The sequence below is a fragment of the Mycobacterium triplex genome (genome assembly GCF_000689255.1).
Lineage (GTDB): Bacteria > Actinomycetota > Actinomycetes > Mycobacteriales > Mycobacteriaceae > Mycobacterium > Mycobacterium triplex.
This window is the reverse complement of record NZ_HG964446.1, coordinates 4,730,477-4,744,455: the sequence shown is the minus strand read 5'-3', so window position 1 is coordinate 4,744,455 and position 13,979 is coordinate 4,730,477. Positions and strand designations below refer to the sequence as shown.

Below are 13,979 nucleotides of genomic sequence, written 5' to 3'. Positions count from 1 at the left end.
GAAAGCCCTATACGTGCGCGGCTCGAAGGGCTTTGGTCTACCTTGGCGGTTATGCGCCCCGACGGTGATTCCTCAGGTCAATGGGCGGTCTGCGTCTACTGCGCGTCCGGCCCGACGCATCCCGAATTGCTTGATCTGGCCAGCGAACTCGGCGAGGCGATCGCCGAGCGCGGCTGGACCCTGGTGTGGGGTGGCGGCCATGTTTCGGCGATGGGAGCCGTGGCCAGTGGGGCACGGGCCCGCGGCGGAAAGACCGTCGGCGTGATCCCGCAACAGTTGGTGCGGCGCGAGCTTGCCGACACCGACGCCGGCGAGCTGATCGTCACCGACAACATGCGCGACCGGAAACGGATCATGGAGGATCGGTCGGACGCGTTCATCACGCTGCCCGGTGGTATCGGCACTCTCGACGAGCTGTTCGAGGCATGGACGACGGGCTCTTTGGGTATGCACGACAAGCCCGTGGTGTTGCTGGACACCTGGGGGCACTACGAAGGCTTGTGGGTGTGGTTGAACGGCTTGGTCGAGAGCGGCTACATCTCGCGGGTGGCGATGGACCGGCTGGTGCTGGTCGATAAGGTGGATGCCGCAATCGAGGCGTGCGCCCCAATCTGAGGTCGGCTGCGTCGAGGGGAACGAGGAAGCACGTGTCCGATCACGGCGGGGGAGCACGCGGACGGATCCGCCTGACCGATATCGCGTCGGGCCTGCCGGGCGTACTGGCCGACATGCCGGCGATCGTCCGCGGCGCGCTGACCGGGCTGTTGGCCCAGCCGGGATCGCACAAATCGATCGGCAGCGTGTTCCAGGAGCGCGCCGCCCGCTACGGCGACAAGGTCTTCCTGCGATTCGGCGACCAGCAACTCACCTACCGCCAGGCCAACGCGGCCGCCAACCGGTATGCCGCCGTCTTGGCCGCGCGCGGCGTCGGCCACGGCGACGTCGTCGCGATCATGCTGCGTAACTCGCCGAACACGGTGCTGGCCATGCTGGCCACCGTCAAGTGCGGGGCCGTCGCCGGCATGCTCAACTACCACCAGCGCGGCGACGTGCTCGCGCACAGCCTGGGCATGCTGGACGCCAAGGTGCTGATCGCGGAGACCGACCTGGTCAGCGCCGTCGCCGAGTCCGGTTCGGCGGGCACCGCCACCACTCTGCCCATCGAAGACCTGGAGCGCTTCGCCGCGGGCGCCGTGGCCACCAACCCCGATTCGGTGGCGGCGGTTCAGGCCCGCGACACCGCGTTCTACATCTTCACGTCGGGGACCACCGGGTACCCCAAGGCCAGCGTGATGACGCATCTGCGCTGGCTGAAGGCGCTGGCGGCGTTCGGCGGACTGGGGCTGCGGCTGAAGAACTCCGACACCCTGTACAGCTGCCTGCCGCTGTACCACAACAACGCGCTGACGGTGGCGCTGTCGTCGGCGATCAACTCCGGGGCGACGTTGGCGCTGGGCAAGTCGTTTTCGGCGTCGAAGTTCTGGGACGAGGTCATCGACAGCGAGGCCACCGCGTTCATCTACATCGGCGAGATCTGCCGCTATCTGCTCAACCAGCCGCCCAAGGACACCGACCGCAAGCACAAGGTGCGCCTGATCGCCGGCAACGGGTTGCGGCCGGAGATCTGGCAGGAATTCACCAAGCGGTTCGGCATCTCGCGGGTGTGTGAGTTCTACGCCTCCAGCGAGGGCAACACGGCCTTCATCAACATCTTCAATGTGCCCGGGTCGACGGGCATCGCGCCGTTGCCGCTGGTGTACGTCGAGTACGACCCCGACACCGGCGCTCCGCTTCGCGACGCCAACGGCCGGGTGCGCCGGGTGCCGGCCGGCCGGCCCGGTCTGTTGCTCAGCCCGGTCAACCGGCTGCAGCCGTTCGACGGCTACACCGACCAGGCGTCGAGCGAAAAGAAGTTGGTGCGCAACGCTTTCCGCGACGGCGACTGCTACTTCAACTCCGGCGACGTGATGAGCCCGCAGGGCATGCGGCACGCCGCGTTCGTCGACCGGCTCGGCGACACCTTCCGCTGGAAGGGCGAGAACGTCGCCACCACACAGGTCGAGGCGGCGCTGGCGTCGGACCAGACCGTCGAGGAGTGCACGGTCTTCGGCGTCGAGGTGCCCCGCACCGGGGGGCGTGCCGGGATGGCCGCGGTGCAGTTGCGCGAGGGTGCCCAGTTCGACGGCAAGGGGTTGGCCCGCGCGGTGTACGGGCAGTTGCCGGCCTACGCGCTGCCGCTGTTCGTGCGGGTGGTCAAGACGCTGGAGCACACCACGACCTTCAAGAGCCGCAAGGTGGAGTTGCGCGACCAGGCCTACGGACCCGACGTTACGGACCCGTTGTACGTGCTGGCCGGTCGCGACGAGGGCTATGTGCCGTACTACGACGAATACCCGGACGAGGTCGCGGCGGGTAAGCGACCGCAAGGCTGAGTGTCGCGCCCTGTCGTCACCCTCGACGACCGATCCCCGGGCCACGCCCGGCGCGGTCACCCGGCACTATGGACGTGTGCAGTCAACTCTGTGCGGCCGACCCGTCGCCGCGGATCGCGCGCTGGTCATGGCGATCATCAACCGCACGCCGGACTCGTTCTTCGACCAGGGCGCGACGTTCAGCGACGAAGCGGCCCGAGCCGCCGTCCACCGGGCCGTCGCCGACGGTGCCGACCTCATCGACGTGGGCGGCGTGAAGGCGGGTCCCGGCGAGAACGTCGACGCGAGCACCGAGACCGCCCGGCTGGTGCCGTTCATCGAATGGCTGCGCGGCGCCTACCCGGACCAGCTGATCAGCGTCGACACCTGGCGCTCGGAAGTGGCCAGACTGGCTTGCGCGGCGGGCGCGGACCTGATCAACGACACCTGGGCGGGCGTCGACCCGGCGTTGCCGGAGGTCGCCGCGGAGTTCGGCGTGGGCCTGGTGTGTTCGCACACCGGTGGCGCGCGCCCGCGCACGCGGCCGTTTCGGGTGAGTTTCGGCACAACGACGCGCGGCGTTGTCGACGACGTGATCCGTCAGGTCACCGGGGCCGCCGAGCGCGCGGTCGCGGCCGGAGTGGCCCCCGACCGGGTGTTGATCGACCCGACGCACGACATGGGCAAGAACACCTTCCACGGGTTGGTCCTGTTGCGCCACGTGAGCGAACTTGTTAATACCGGATGGCCCGTGCTGATGGCTTTGAGTAACAAGGACTTCGTCGGGGAGACTCTGGGGGTGGCATTGACCGAACGGCTTGAGGGGACGCTGGCAGCGACCGCCCTGGCAGCCGCCGCCGGGGTGCGCGTGTTTCGGGTGCATCAGGTCGCCGAAACTCGCCGCGTCCTGGAAATGGTCGCCTCGATCCAGGGCATCCGCCCGCCGGCGCGCACGGTGAGAGGACTGGCATGACGGCATCCGACCTGGTCGCCGGGCAGCTGACCGGCAGTGGGGCCGCCGCCGCGCGGCAGTGGCTGTCTCAGCGCAGCTGGAGCCGTCCCACCTGGACGATCAAGCAGCTGGAAGAGGCCAAGGACGCCCGGACCGTCTCGGTGGTGCTGCCGGCCCTCGACGAGGAACAAACCATCGCCTCGGTGGTCGGCAGCATCTCGCCGCTGATCGACGGTCTCGTCGACGAGCTGATCGTGCTGGACTCCGGCTCGACGGACGAGACCGAAATCCGTGCCATCGCTGCCGGCGCCCGCGTGGTCAGCCGCGAACAGGCGCTGCCCGAGGTCGCGACCCGGCCCGGCAAGGGCGAGGCGTTGTGGCGTTCGCTTGCCGCGACCAGCGGCGACATCGTGGTGTTCGTCGACTCCGACCTGATCAACCCGCACCCGATGTTCGTGCCGTGGCTGCTGGGGCCCCTGCTGCTCGGCGACGGCATTCACCTGGTCAAAAGCTTCTACCGGCGCCCGCTCAACCAGGGCGAGACGCATGCGGACGCGGCCACCGGCGGCGGGCGGGTCACGGAACTGGTGGCCCGGCCCCTGCTGGCGGCGCTGCGACCCGAGCTGGGTTGCGTGCTGCAGCCCCTCGGCGGCGAATACGCGGCCAGCCGCGAACTGCTGACCTCGCTGCCGTTCGCCCCGGGTTACGGCGTGGAGATCGGCCTGCTGGTCGACACCTTCGACCGGCTGGGTCTGGACGCGATCGCCCAGGTCAACCTGGGTGTGCGGGCGCACCGCAACCGGCCGCTGGCCGAGCTGGGCGCGATGAGCCGCCAGGTGATCGCCACCCTGCTCTCGCGCTGCGGCATCCCCGACTCCGGGGTCGGGCTGACGCAGTTCTTCGCCGACGGCGAGGGCTACACCCAGCGCACCTGGCCGGTGTCGCTGTCCGACCGGCCGCCGATGAACGGGGTTAGACCCCGATAGGGCCCACGCTCGCCGTCTTGTCGGCGGTATAGGGCACTATCGATGCCGTGGCGTTGGTCTTGCTCTACATCGTGGTGTTGGTGCTGGTGGCGATCGTGCTGTTCGGCGCGGCGAGCCTGCTGTTCGGGCGTGGTGAGCAGTTGCCGCCGCTGCCTCGGGGGACCACGGCGACCGTGCTGCCCGCCTACGGTGTCACGGGCACCGACGTCGATGCGGTCAAGTTCACCCAGGTACTGCGCGGATACAAGACCAGCGAGGTGGACTGGGTGCTGGACCGGCTGGCCCGCGAGCTCGAAGCGCTGCGGGGCCAGCTGGCGGCCGTCAACGCGGCCGGGACGGAAGCCGGTGACGAGGCGGCGAAAGCCGAGGATGCCCCGGGCGAGGATCCGGCGTGACCGACGACGGGCGGATTCGCTGCAGCTGGGCGGTGGGCCGGCCGGGGCCCGACTTCGACCTGTACCGCGACTATCACGACCAGGAATGGGGCCGCCCGCTGCGCGGCGGGGTGGCGCTGTTCGAGCGGATGAGCCTGGAGGCCTTTCAGAGCGGCCTGTCGTGGCTGACGATCCTGCGCAAACGGGAGAATTTCCGGCGCGCGTTCGCCGGGTTCGACATCGAAAAGGTCGCGCGCTTCACCGACGCCGACGTGCAACGGCTGATGGCCGACACCGGCATCGTCCGCAACCGGGCCAAGATCGACGCGACGATTGCCAACGCACGCGCGGCCGCGGAGTTGGGCACGTCGGAAGAGCTGTCCGAGCTGTTGTGGTCGTTCGCGCCCCCGTCGCGGCCACGCCCCGCCGACGGCTCCGAAATCCCTTCCGCTACTGACGAATCCAAGGCCATGGCGAAAGAACTCAAACGCCGCGGATTCCGTTTCGTGGGCCCCACCACCGCGTACGCGCTGATGCAGGCGACCGGGATGGTCGACGACCACGTGCGTGATTGCTGGGTGCCCTCGCCTCGATGACGGCCCGAGCCGCGGGCCCGGCAAACCGGGCTCCCGACCCCCCGCGGCGGGCCCTACGGACGGGTCTTGTGCATTTAGCGACCGGAATAGGGAACAATGGGGGAGTGATTTGGCAGTTCAAAGTCGGGTATGGCTGGAAATCCGCTGGCGGGACAAGCTCGCCGCCGACCAGGCTCGCGAGGACGGGCGAACTCGAATCTGGAGGGAGCACTCGATGGCGGCGATGAAGCCCCGGACCGGAGACGGTCCTCTGGAAGCGACTAAGGAGGGGCGCGGCATCGTAATGCGGGTACCACTTGAAGGTGGTGGCCGTCTCGTCGTCGAGTTGACGCCCGACGAAGCCGCTGCCCTGGGGGACGAACTAAAAGGCGTCACCAGCTAAGCCGCCAAGGTGTCGGGGGCAGCTAAGAACACACCTTCCGGTAAATCTCAAGCGTCTGTTCGGCCACGTGCGCCCAGGAGAATTCCTCGATGCAACGCTGGCGTCCGGCGCGCCCGTAGCGCTCGGCTCTCGCCGGGTCCGCGACGAGCTCATTGACCGCTTCAGCCAATCGCGCCTGGTATCCGCGCGGGTCGTCGGCGTCGTAATGCACCAGCGAGCCGGTGACTCCGTCGACGACCACCTCCGGTATTCCGCCCACGTCGGAGGCCACCACCGCGGCCGCACACGCCATCGCCTCGAGGTTCACGATGCCCAACGGCTCGTACACCGACGAGCACACGAAAACTGTCGCTGCCGAAAGTATTTCGCGTAGTTCCCCGATGGGCAGCATCTCCCGGATCCAGAACACGCCGGTGCGGGTGCGGGCCAGCTCGTCGACCGCGGTGCGTACCTCCTCGGCGATTTTCGGGGTATCGGGCGCGCCGGCGCACAACACCAGTTGCACGTCCGGGCTGAATTGGTGCGCGGCAGCGACCAAGTGGCCGACGCCCTTCTGTCGGGTGATCCGCCCGACGAACGCCACCATCGGCCGGTTCGGATCCACCCCGATCTCGGCCAGCACCGACCCGGTGTCTACCGGTCCGGACGGATACCACACGTCGCTGTCGACTCCGTTGCGGACGACGTGCACCTGGCTGGGATCCAGCGTCGGGTAGACCCGCAGCACGTCCTCGCGCATGCCGGAGCTCACCGCGATGACGGCATCGGCCGCCTGCACCGCGGTGCGCTCCACCCACGACGAGACGCGGTAGCCGCCGCCGAGTTGTTCGGCCTTCCACGGCCGCAGCGGCTCGAGCGAGTGGGCGGTCAGGATGTGCGGGATGTCGTAGAGCAGCGCGGTCAGGTGCCCGGCCATGCCGGCGTACCAAGTGTGCGAGTGCACCACCGTGGCTTCGGCTGCCGCGTTTGCCATCACCAGGTCCGTCGACAGCGTCGACAACGCGGCGTTGGCGTTGTGCAGTCGTGCATCGGGCTCATGCGCAATGGCGCCCGGCCGCGGCGCGCCCATGCAGTGCACGTCGACCGTGCACAGTCGGCGCAGTTGGGCGACGAGCTCGGTGACGTGTACGCCGGCTCCCCCGTAGACGTCCGGTGGGTACTCCCGAGTCATCATCGCCACCCGCATACACCGCACCGTAGTTCGCTTGCGTCGCCGCCCGCGAGTCGGATGGAAAAGCGGCTGGTGAATCTGTGGTGTTGCCGCCGCGCGCCGGACGCCGTAATCGATTACGGTGAGCGGCGCGTCAAGTTTGCCAAATACCTTGACGGACAGCCCGTCGCAATCGCGGCCGAAGGGATTCCCCCTGGCAGCGGTTCGCGACGGCCGATAGGTTTGGAGCCATGAGGGAAGCACCACACGTGCTGGGCATCGTCCTGGCCGGCGGTGAGGGCAAGCGGCTGTATCCGCTGACCGCGGACCGGGCCAAGCCCGCAGTTCCCTTCGGAGGCGCCTATCGGCTGATCGACTTCGTGCTGTCCAACCTCGTCAATGCCCGATACTTGCGGATCTGCGTTCTCACGCAATACAAGTCGCATTCACTCGACCGACACATCTCGCAGAACTGGCGGCTGTCCGGTCTGGCCGGCGAGTACATCACCCCGGTGCCGGCACAGCAGCGCCTCGGCCCGCGCTGGTACACCGGGTCCGCCGACGCGATCTATCAGTCCCTGAACCTGATCTACGACGAAGATCCGGACTACATAGTGGTTTTCGGCGCCGACCACGTGTACCGGATGGACCCCGAGCAGATGGTCCGCTTCCACATCGACAGCGGCGCCGGCGCGACGGTGGCCGGCATCCGGGTGCCGCGCAGTGAGGCGTCGGCGTTCGGTTGTATCGACTCCGACGAGTCCGGCCGGATCAGGGGGTTCGTCGAAAAGCCACTCGAGCCGCCGGGCACCCCCGACGATCCGGATACGACATTCGTCTCGATGGGCAACTACATCTTCACCACCAAGGTGCTCGTCGACGCGATTCGCGCCGACGCCGACGACGACCACTCCGATCACGACATGGGTGGCGACATCGTTCCGCGGTTGGTCGACGACGGGATGGCCGCGGTCTACGACTTCAGCGACAACGAGGTGCCCGGCGCCACCGATCGCGACCGCGCCTACTGGCGCGACGTCGGGACGCTGGACGCGTTTTACGACGCGCACATGGACCTGGTGTCGGTGCACCCGGTGTTCAATCTGTACAACCGGCGCTGGCCGATTCGCGGCGCCACGGAGAACCTGGCGCCGGCGAAGTTCGTCAACGGCGGCTCCGCCCAAGAGTCGGTGGTCGGCGCGGGCAGCATCGTCTCGGCGGCCTCGGTGCGCAACTCCGTGCTGTCGTCGAACGTGGTGGTCGACGACGGCGCCATCGTCGAGGGCAGTGTGATCATGCCGGGGACCCGGGTGGGCCGCGGCGCGGTGGTTCGCCACGCGATCCTGGACAAGAACGTCGTGATCGGACCCGGCGAAATGGTCGGGGTGGATCTGGAAAAGGATCGGGAACGCTTCGCGATCAGCGCCGGCGGCGTGGTCGCGGTCGGCAAGGGCGTCTGGGTCTAGTTCCCGGTCAGCCGGGGATCTCCGGAATCAACAGATGCGCGTCGTACCGCGGGCCCCAGTGCAGTGTGATGCGACCTTTCGCTGAGTTGGCGTAGGCGGCGGGCATCTGACCGATCAGCGGATTGGTCGGGCACAACCAGCGCCCCGCGACCACCAGGCGCAGCTGTTCGCCCGCGCGGAACTGCGTCGCCGACGGGCCCAGCGCGACGTCGACGGCGACCACCTCGCCGCCGGAGAGCGGTTGCGGCTCGGTGCAACGCGGGACGGGTTCCCACGGCTGCGACAGCGCGGGGTCGAGCGCGCGCAACGCCACCCGCTGCCACCCGGTGGTCACCCGGTCGCGGCCGTAGCCGTAGGACCCCTCGAATCCGACGTAGCGTCCGTGGCGCCACTTCTCGACGCCGACGAACAGGTTCGCGTCGTCGCAACCTTCCAGCTCAACCCACAACCGTGCGGCCATCGGCCCGGTCAGCTCGAGGTCCGTGGGGAGCGTCCAGCTGAATGCGGCTGCGCGAGAGCGTGTTTCGAAAGCGACGCTGCCCGGCGTCTTGGGCTGCTCGGGTGTCAACAGCCCGGGTCCACCCAGATATAAAGCCCGCCAACGTGTTCGGGCCAGTGGCCACTCGGATTCTTCGCGGACGGCGGTGACGGTCTCGCGATCCTCGCGCACCTCGAGCCGTATGCTGCGCGAACCGGCCACGCCGTTCAACACGTCGCGGAAGAAGCTCAGCTGCTCGGTCCGGCGGGCGTCGGAGTAGAAGGTCGCCCATTTGCCGCCGCGATGGGTGTAGAGGCGGGCGTGCTTGGAGCCGCATTGGGTGAACGCCCGGATCGAGCCGCGGCTGTGCAGGTTGTTGTCCGAGAAGCTGCCGCACACCAGCATCGGCACCGTGATCGCGGTCAGGTCGGGCACCACCGAGCGCCACAATTCGTCGCGCAGCGGATGATCCTGCTGTACCCGTGCGAAGTCATAGCTCTGCCGCGTGCGGCGCAAGTTGCGGGACCAGAGCCGAGTGAAGCCGGTCTCGCGGACGCCGCCCGGAAAGGCCAAGTCGCGGTAGGCGTCGGTGAAACCTTCCCAGGGGCAGATCGCGCGCAACGCCGGCGGCTGCAGGGCGGCGACGGCGTACTGGCTGATGGCCAGATAAGACACACCGAGCATGACCACGTTGCCGTCGCACCAGGGCTGGTCGGCGATCCACTGCACCAGGTCGTAGGTGTCCTCGGCCTCCTGCCGTGACAGCAGCTTGCCGGTACCGGCGGAATGCCCGCAGCCGCGCGAGTCGGCATTGACCACGATGAATCCCTGCGGCACCCACCACGCCGGGTCCGGCGCCTCCCAACCCGTCAGGGTGGAGAAAGCCAGTGGGGTGGGCTGGCGCAAGACGCGGTACTGGGTCGAGAACGTCGACTTCTTGCCGCGCCGGCTCGGTAGCTCGTCCTTGCCGTAGGGATGGATGCTCAGGATGACCGGGCGCGCTTCTTGGCCCTTTCGAAAGATGTTGATACGCAATATGGTTCCGTCACGAGTTGGTACGTCGACGTCGCGATCGATCGCGATGTCGGCCGGTGGCTCGGTGACGGTGACCGGTGGTCTAGCGATCCCGCGAATCCGGTCCAGCGCGTACCGCAGGGCGCCGGGGCGTCGCCATGGCGTGTCCAGGGCAGGGGCTGAATCTTGGACCACGCCTCCACCCTAGAACGGCTCCGGCGTGGCCTACCAGACGTAGGGCAGCAACCGATAGCGCACGTGCTGGGTGTATTGGCGGTACCCGGGCAGTTGCTCGGTCAGCAGCTTCTCTTCGTCGAGGATGCGGAAGATGATCACCGCCTGGGCAGGGATCACGAACAGCAGTCCCCAATAGGAGCCGAGCGCCAGCGGGATGCCGATCATCATGACGAAGTTGCCGACGTACATCGGGTGCCGCACCTGCTTGTAGACGCCGCTGGATACCAGCGTCTGGCCCGATTCCACCGTGACCGTCGCCGCGGCGTAGGCATTCTGGATCACCACCACCATCGCGATACCGAGCCCGATCGCGACCAGGGCATCACCCAGCAGCGACACCCAGCCGGGCACCCGCGACCAGCCCATCCGTTGGTCGTAGGCACTGAACACCAGCATTGCGGTGAAGGCCACGAACGCGCCGGTGATCACGATCTTCTGCAAGGTTCGCCCTTCGGCCCCGGGGCCGGCGTGCATCCGGCGTTCCAGCGCGGCGGGGTTGGTGCGGTAGAGGTAGATCGTCGGCAGGATCGTCACCACGATGGCGGTCGCGATGAAAGCCCATGCCTGCCAATAGTCGAGCGTCCCGGCCGGCAGGAACAGCAGCAGCCCCAGGATGGCCAGTCCGAAAACCGACGATGCCGTCGCCCGAATAGCGGTGTTCATGAGCGCAGGTCCCTTCGACGGAATGCCATGACTCCCAACATGATCAGCGCCGCGTCGAGGACCAGCAGCCACAGCAGCGGCACGGCACTGAAGCTGTCGCCGACCCGCGGAACATGGGCGAACGGCTCGAGATCGAGGATCCATTGCGGGAAGCCCGCCAGCGAACCGATCAGGTATAGGGCGATGAACGCGATCAATACCCCCCACGCCACCGGCGTGAAACGTGGTGCGACACCGAACAATGCGACCGTCACGGCCGATGCCAGCCAGACGGCCGGCAACTGTGCGGCCGCGGTGCCGATCACCATGGCCAGCTTGCCGTCGAGGTCGCCGGCCGCGACGCCGTAGAGCAGCCCGCCGGCCGCTCCGGCGACCAGCATCGCCACCGCCGACCCGAGCAGCGCGGATACTAAATGGCTTGCCAGCCAACGAGTTCGGGATACCGCGCCGGCCAGTGTGGTCTCGGCGCGCAGGCCGGATTCTTCCTGGTGCGGTCGCAGCGTCAGCGAGACGGCAAAGGCGGATGCCACCATGCCCATCATGTTGAACGCCACCGCGATGAAGGCATCCTCCAACGCGGAGGTGCCGCCCATCCGCGCGACGATGTCGCGTGCCATGCCGCCGCCGATCTCGTCGCCGATGCCATGCGCCACGCTGCCCATCACCAGCCCGTACAGGCACATGCCCACCGTCCACAGCAGCAGTGCGCCGCGGTCCAGCCGCCAGGTCAGCCCGAACACGTTGCTCAACGAGGGCGCGGCGGTGGCCGGGCCGGCTCGCTCGGCGACGAGCCCGGCTCCGACGTCGCGGCCGGCCAGCAGTCGATACGCCACGGCGGTCAGGGCGATCGCGGTGACCAGATGCAGCAGCAGCACCCACCAGCGATCGCCGGCGTAGGGCCGCACCTGCAGCGACCAGCCCAGTGGTGAAAACCAGGACAGCGTGCCGGAACTGGCGTCGCCGATGGCGCGCAGTGTGAATGCGGCCCCCAGCGCCGCGAAGGCCGCACCGCGGGCGAATCGGGCGCTCGCCGACAGCTGCGCGGCCACCGCGGCCACCGCGGTGAACACCACGCCGGAGCCGGCCAGCGCGGCACCGAACGCCAGCGATCCGCCCGGCGGGACGGTGGTGGAGAGCAATCCCGCCGCACCGATCACGCCGGTCGCGATCGAGGCGCCGAACGACAGGATCAGCGCCGCGGTGAGGCTGGCGTACCGTCCCACCCCGGTCGAGTCCACCAGCTCGGTGCGGCCGCTTTCCTCGTCGGCACGGGTGTGCCTGATCACCGTGAGGATGACGGCCACCGCGATCAGCACGTGGAACATCCCGGCTTTCCAAATGCCCACCGCGCCAAGGCTGTCGTTGTAGACCTGTCCGTAGAGGGCACGCTGCGCCGGGCTGGCCATGATGGTCGCCGCGAATCCGGCCCGGGCGGCCTGGGTGGGGTAGACCTTCTCGATGCTTCCGACGTAGACCGTCGCCAACGGCAGTGACAGCAGCAGAACCCACAACGGCAGCGAGACCCGGTCGCGGCGCAGGTAGAGGCGCAGCATGCCCAGCGTGCCGGTGAAGCTCGTACTGCGTTGCGGGGCAGCATGTTCTGGTCGATCCAGCGTTGCGGTGCTCATAATGCCGAGACCTTCTTCTCGCTGTGTCCGGTGTCGTAGTGGCGCAGGAAAAGCTCTTCCAGCGTCGGCGGCTGGCTGACCAGGCTGCGCACGCCGGCGTCGCCCAGCACCCGGATGAGTTCCCCGAGGCTCTCGCTGTCGACCTGCGCACGCAGCGTGTTGCCCTCGACGCTGACGTCCTCGACGCCCTTGATGCGAGTGAGATCGCCGGGGTTGCCGATCATTTCGGCCTTGATGGAGGTGCGGCTGAGATGCCGCATCGAATCCAGTGAACCGCTCTCGATGGTCCGGCCAGCCCGGATGATGGTCACCGTCTGGCACAGCGCTTCGGTTTCGGCCAGGATGTGGCTGGACAGCAGGACCGTCACGCCACGATCGCGCGCCTCGGCGACACACTGCTGAAAGATGTTCTCCATCAACGGGTCCAGGCCGCTGCTGGGCTCGTCGAGCAGCAACAGGGTGGCCCGCGACGAGAAGGCCGAAATCAGGGAGACCTTCTGGCGGTTGCCCTTGGAGTAGGTCCGCGACTTCTTGGTCGGGTCGAGGTCGAAGCGTTCGATCAGCTCCCGGCGGCGTAGGTCGTCGATGCCGCCGCGCATGCGGGCCAGCAGATCGATGGTTTCGCCACCGGTCAGCGATGGCCAGAGCGTGACATCACCTGGCACATACGCTATTTGGCGATGCAACTCGACGGCGTCGGTCCACGGATCACCGCCGAGCAGCCGCACGCTTCCGCCGTCGGCCTTCACCAGGCCCAACAGGATGCGGATGGTGGTGGACTTGCCGGCGCCGTTGGGGCCTAGAAAGCCGTGCACTTCACCTTGCCGCACCGCCAGGTCGAGGCCGTCCAGCGCTCGCACCGCACCGAAATTCTTGGTGAGGTTGCGGATTTCGATTGGCGCGATATCAGCCGGCATGGGTTCCTCCTTGATCTTCGGCCAGGAACGCGTCGTACATGGTGCGGTCGACCATCAGACCCTCGGTGTAGAGCTCGAGGGCCGGCAGCACCATATCGCGGGCGTAGTCGCGCAGGACCGCCCGCAAATCTGTTGGGTTGTCGTGCATTTGGATGTAGAGCAGAAACGCGCCGCCGCCGGTCATGCCCAGGTATCGGGCTCGAGCCTGCGGATCGCGGCTGGGCTTGATGACGCCCGTCCGCACCCCTTCGTCGAGGTACTGCTCGGCGTTGTCGATCATCTGTTTCCATAACTTCTTTGCCAGGTCGCCGCCGGACTGCATGCTGCGCACCAGATAGGCCATCAGCGGCGCGTAGGACTCGATCTCGGCCAGCTGCGCCAGCCAGGTGGCCGGATCGTTGGTCCGCATCGCTTCGGACTTGCCGATGCGGACCTCTTCGGCGACGTAGTCGTCGCACGCCTTGCGCAGGCCTTCCTTCGACCCGAAGTGATGAATGACGAGTGCGGCGCTCACGCCCGCGGCCTCGGCGATGGTGCGCAGCCCGACCGAGAAGCCGCGCTGGGCGAACTGCTCGATCGCCGCGTCGCGGATCCGGGCGGCGGCGGTCAGGTCGACTGAACGCATGTTCAGTACGCTAAACGCGCGTTCAGCCGTCGGTCAAGGGGACACCCCGTAAGGGATGCGTAAAGGTTTTGGGCGGCGAGTGCCCGGCTAGCCGGGCACG

The 13,979-nt window shown here is 67.8% G+C and carries 14 protein-coding genes; 8 read left to right on the top strand and 6 right to left on the bottom strand.

Annotated elements, in window-relative coordinates:
* Positions 1–51: 51 nt before the first annotated feature.
* From BN973_RS21910 to BN973_RS30710, 7 genes are all read left to right on the top strand, one after another.
* The gene (locus tag BN973_RS21910; protein WP_036470846.1) at positions 52–615 is read left to right on the top strand and encodes an LOG family protein; all 564 of its coding nucleotides are present in this window, start codon (positions 52–54) and stop codon (positions 613–615) included.
* Between the two features lie 32 nt (positions 616–647).
* Complete coding sequence (fadD6, locus tag BN973_RS21905) at positions 648–2,432, top strand: long-chain-acyl-CoA synthetase FadD6 (protein WP_036470844.1); 1,785 nt, start codon at positions 648–650, stop codon at positions 2,430–2,432.
* Positions 2,433–2,508: 76 nt separating this feature from the next.
* On the top strand, positions 2,509–3,384 hold the full coding sequence (gene folP, locus BN973_RS21900; protein ID WP_036470843.1) for a dihydropteroate synthase: 876 nt from the start codon (positions 2,509–2,511) through the stop codon (positions 3,382–3,384).
* The gene (locus tag BN973_RS21895) at positions 3,381–4,349 is read left to right on the top strand and encodes a glucosyl-3-phosphoglycerate synthase (protein ID WP_036470842.1); all 969 of its coding nucleotides are present in this window, start codon (positions 3,381–3,383) and stop codon (positions 4,347–4,349) included. The genes folP and BN973_RS21895 overlap by 4 nt, the downstream gene beginning before the upstream one ends.
* A gap of 47 nt (positions 4,350–4,396) precedes the next feature.
* Entirely contained in the window at positions 4,397–4,744 is a 348-nt protein-coding gene (locus BN973_RS21890; RefSeq protein ID WP_036470841.1) for a DivIVA domain-containing protein, read from the top strand.
* Positions 4,741–5,319 carry a DNA-3-methyladenine glycosylase I gene (locus BN973_RS21885; RefSeq protein ID WP_036470840.1) on the top strand — a complete coding sequence of 193 codons (579 nt, stop codon included), beginning with the start codon at positions 4,741–4,743 and terminating at the stop codon, positions 5,317–5,319. Before BN973_RS21890 ends, BN973_RS21885 begins: the two co-directional genes overlap by 4 nt.
* A 214-nt stretch (positions 5,320–5,533) precedes the next feature.
* The gene (locus BN973_RS30710; RefSeq protein ID WP_003406247.1) at positions 5,534–5,701 is read left to right on the top strand and encodes a DUF3117 domain-containing protein; all 168 of its coding nucleotides are present in this window, start codon (positions 5,534–5,536) and stop codon (positions 5,699–5,701) included.
* Positions 5,702–5,723: 22 nt separating this feature from the next.
* Here the strand turns inward: BN973_RS30710 and glgA are convergent, their stop codons facing one another.
* Complete coding sequence (gene glgA / locus BN973_RS21875) at positions 5,724–6,887, bottom strand: glycogen synthase (RefSeq protein ID WP_036470839.1); 1,164 nt, start codon at positions 6,885–6,887, stop codon at positions 5,724–5,726.
* 215 nt (positions 6,888–7,102) lie between these two features.
* Here glgA and glgC point away from each other — a divergent pair, with 215 nt between their 5' ends.
* Positions 7,103–8,317: a glucose-1-phosphate adenylyltransferase gene (gene glgC / locus BN973_RS21870; protein ID WP_036470838.1), complete on the top strand. Its 1,215-nt coding sequence runs from the start codon at positions 7,103–7,105 to the stop codon at positions 8,315–8,317.
* A gap of 7 nt (positions 8,318–8,324) precedes the next feature.
* Here the strand turns inward: glgC and BN973_RS21865 are convergent, their stop codons facing one another.
* From BN973_RS21865 to BN973_RS21845, 5 genes are read right to left on the bottom strand one after another with little or no spacing between them, the layout of a single operon-like run.
* Entirely contained in the window at positions 8,325–10,004 is a 1,680-nt protein-coding gene (locus tag BN973_RS21865; RefSeq protein WP_036470837.1) for a CocE/NonD family hydrolase, read from the bottom strand.
* Between the two features lie 30 nt (positions 10,005–10,034).
* Positions 10,035–10,709 (bottom strand): methyltransferase family protein, encoded by a 675-nt coding sequence (locus BN973_RS21860; RefSeq protein WP_036470836.1) that lies wholly within the window; start codon positions 10,707–10,709, stop codon positions 10,035–10,037.
* Complete coding sequence (locus BN973_RS21855; protein ID WP_139830381.1) at positions 10,706–12,337, bottom strand: ABC transporter permease; 1,632 nt, start codon at positions 12,335–12,337, stop codon at positions 10,706–10,708. Before BN973_RS21855 ends, BN973_RS21860 begins: the two co-directional genes overlap by 4 nt.
* On the bottom strand, positions 12,334–13,254 hold the full coding sequence (locus BN973_RS21850; protein WP_036470835.1) for an ABC transporter ATP-binding protein: 921 nt from the start codon (positions 13,252–13,254) through the stop codon (positions 12,334–12,336). Before BN973_RS21850 ends, BN973_RS21855 begins: the two co-directional genes overlap by 4 nt.
* Positions 13,244–13,879, bottom strand: coding sequence for a TetR/AcrR family transcriptional regulator (locus BN973_RS21845; protein ID WP_036470834.1), 636 nt, complete (start codon positions 13,877–13,879; stop codon positions 13,244–13,246). Before BN973_RS21845 ends, BN973_RS21850 begins: the two co-directional genes overlap by 11 nt.
* Between the last annotated feature and the right edge of the window lie 100 nt (positions 13,880–13,979).

Excerpts from the sequence above, each read along its gene's own strand:
- BN973_RS21910 (WP_036470846.1), top strand. The coding sequence starts at position 52 with ATGCGCCCCGACGGTGATTCCTCAGGTCAATGGGCGGTCTGCGTCTAC.
- BN973_RS21895 (WP_036470842.1), top strand. The coding sequence starts at position 3,381 with ATGACGGCATCCGACCTGGTCGCCGGGCAGCTGACCGGCAGTGGGGCC.
- BN973_RS30710 (WP_003406247.1), top strand. The coding sequence starts at position 5,534 with ATGGCGGCGATGAAGCCCCGGACCGGAGACGGTCCTCTGGAAGCGACT.
- glgA (WP_036470839.1), bottom strand. The coding sequence starts at position 6,887 with ATGCGGGTGGCGATGATGACTCGGGAGTACCCACCGGACGTCTACGGG.
- glgC (WP_036470838.1), top strand. The coding sequence starts at position 7,103 with ATGAGGGAAGCACCACACGTGCTGGGCATCGTCCTGGCCGGCGGTGAG.
- BN973_RS21860 (WP_036470836.1), bottom strand. The coding sequence starts at position 10,709 with ATGAACACCGCTATTCGGGCGACGGCATCGTCGGTTTTCGGACTGGCC.
- BN973_RS21855 (WP_139830381.1), bottom strand. The coding sequence starts at position 12,337 with ATGAGCACCGCAACGCTGGATCGACCAGAACATGCTGCCCCGCAACGC.
- BN973_RS21850 (WP_036470835.1), bottom strand. The coding sequence starts at position 13,254 with ATGCCGGCTGATATCGCGCCAATCGAAATCCGCAACCTCACCAAGAAT.
- BN973_RS21845 (WP_036470834.1), bottom strand. The coding sequence starts at position 13,879 with ATGCGTTCAGTCGACCTGACCGCCGCCGCCCGGATCCGCGACGCGGCG.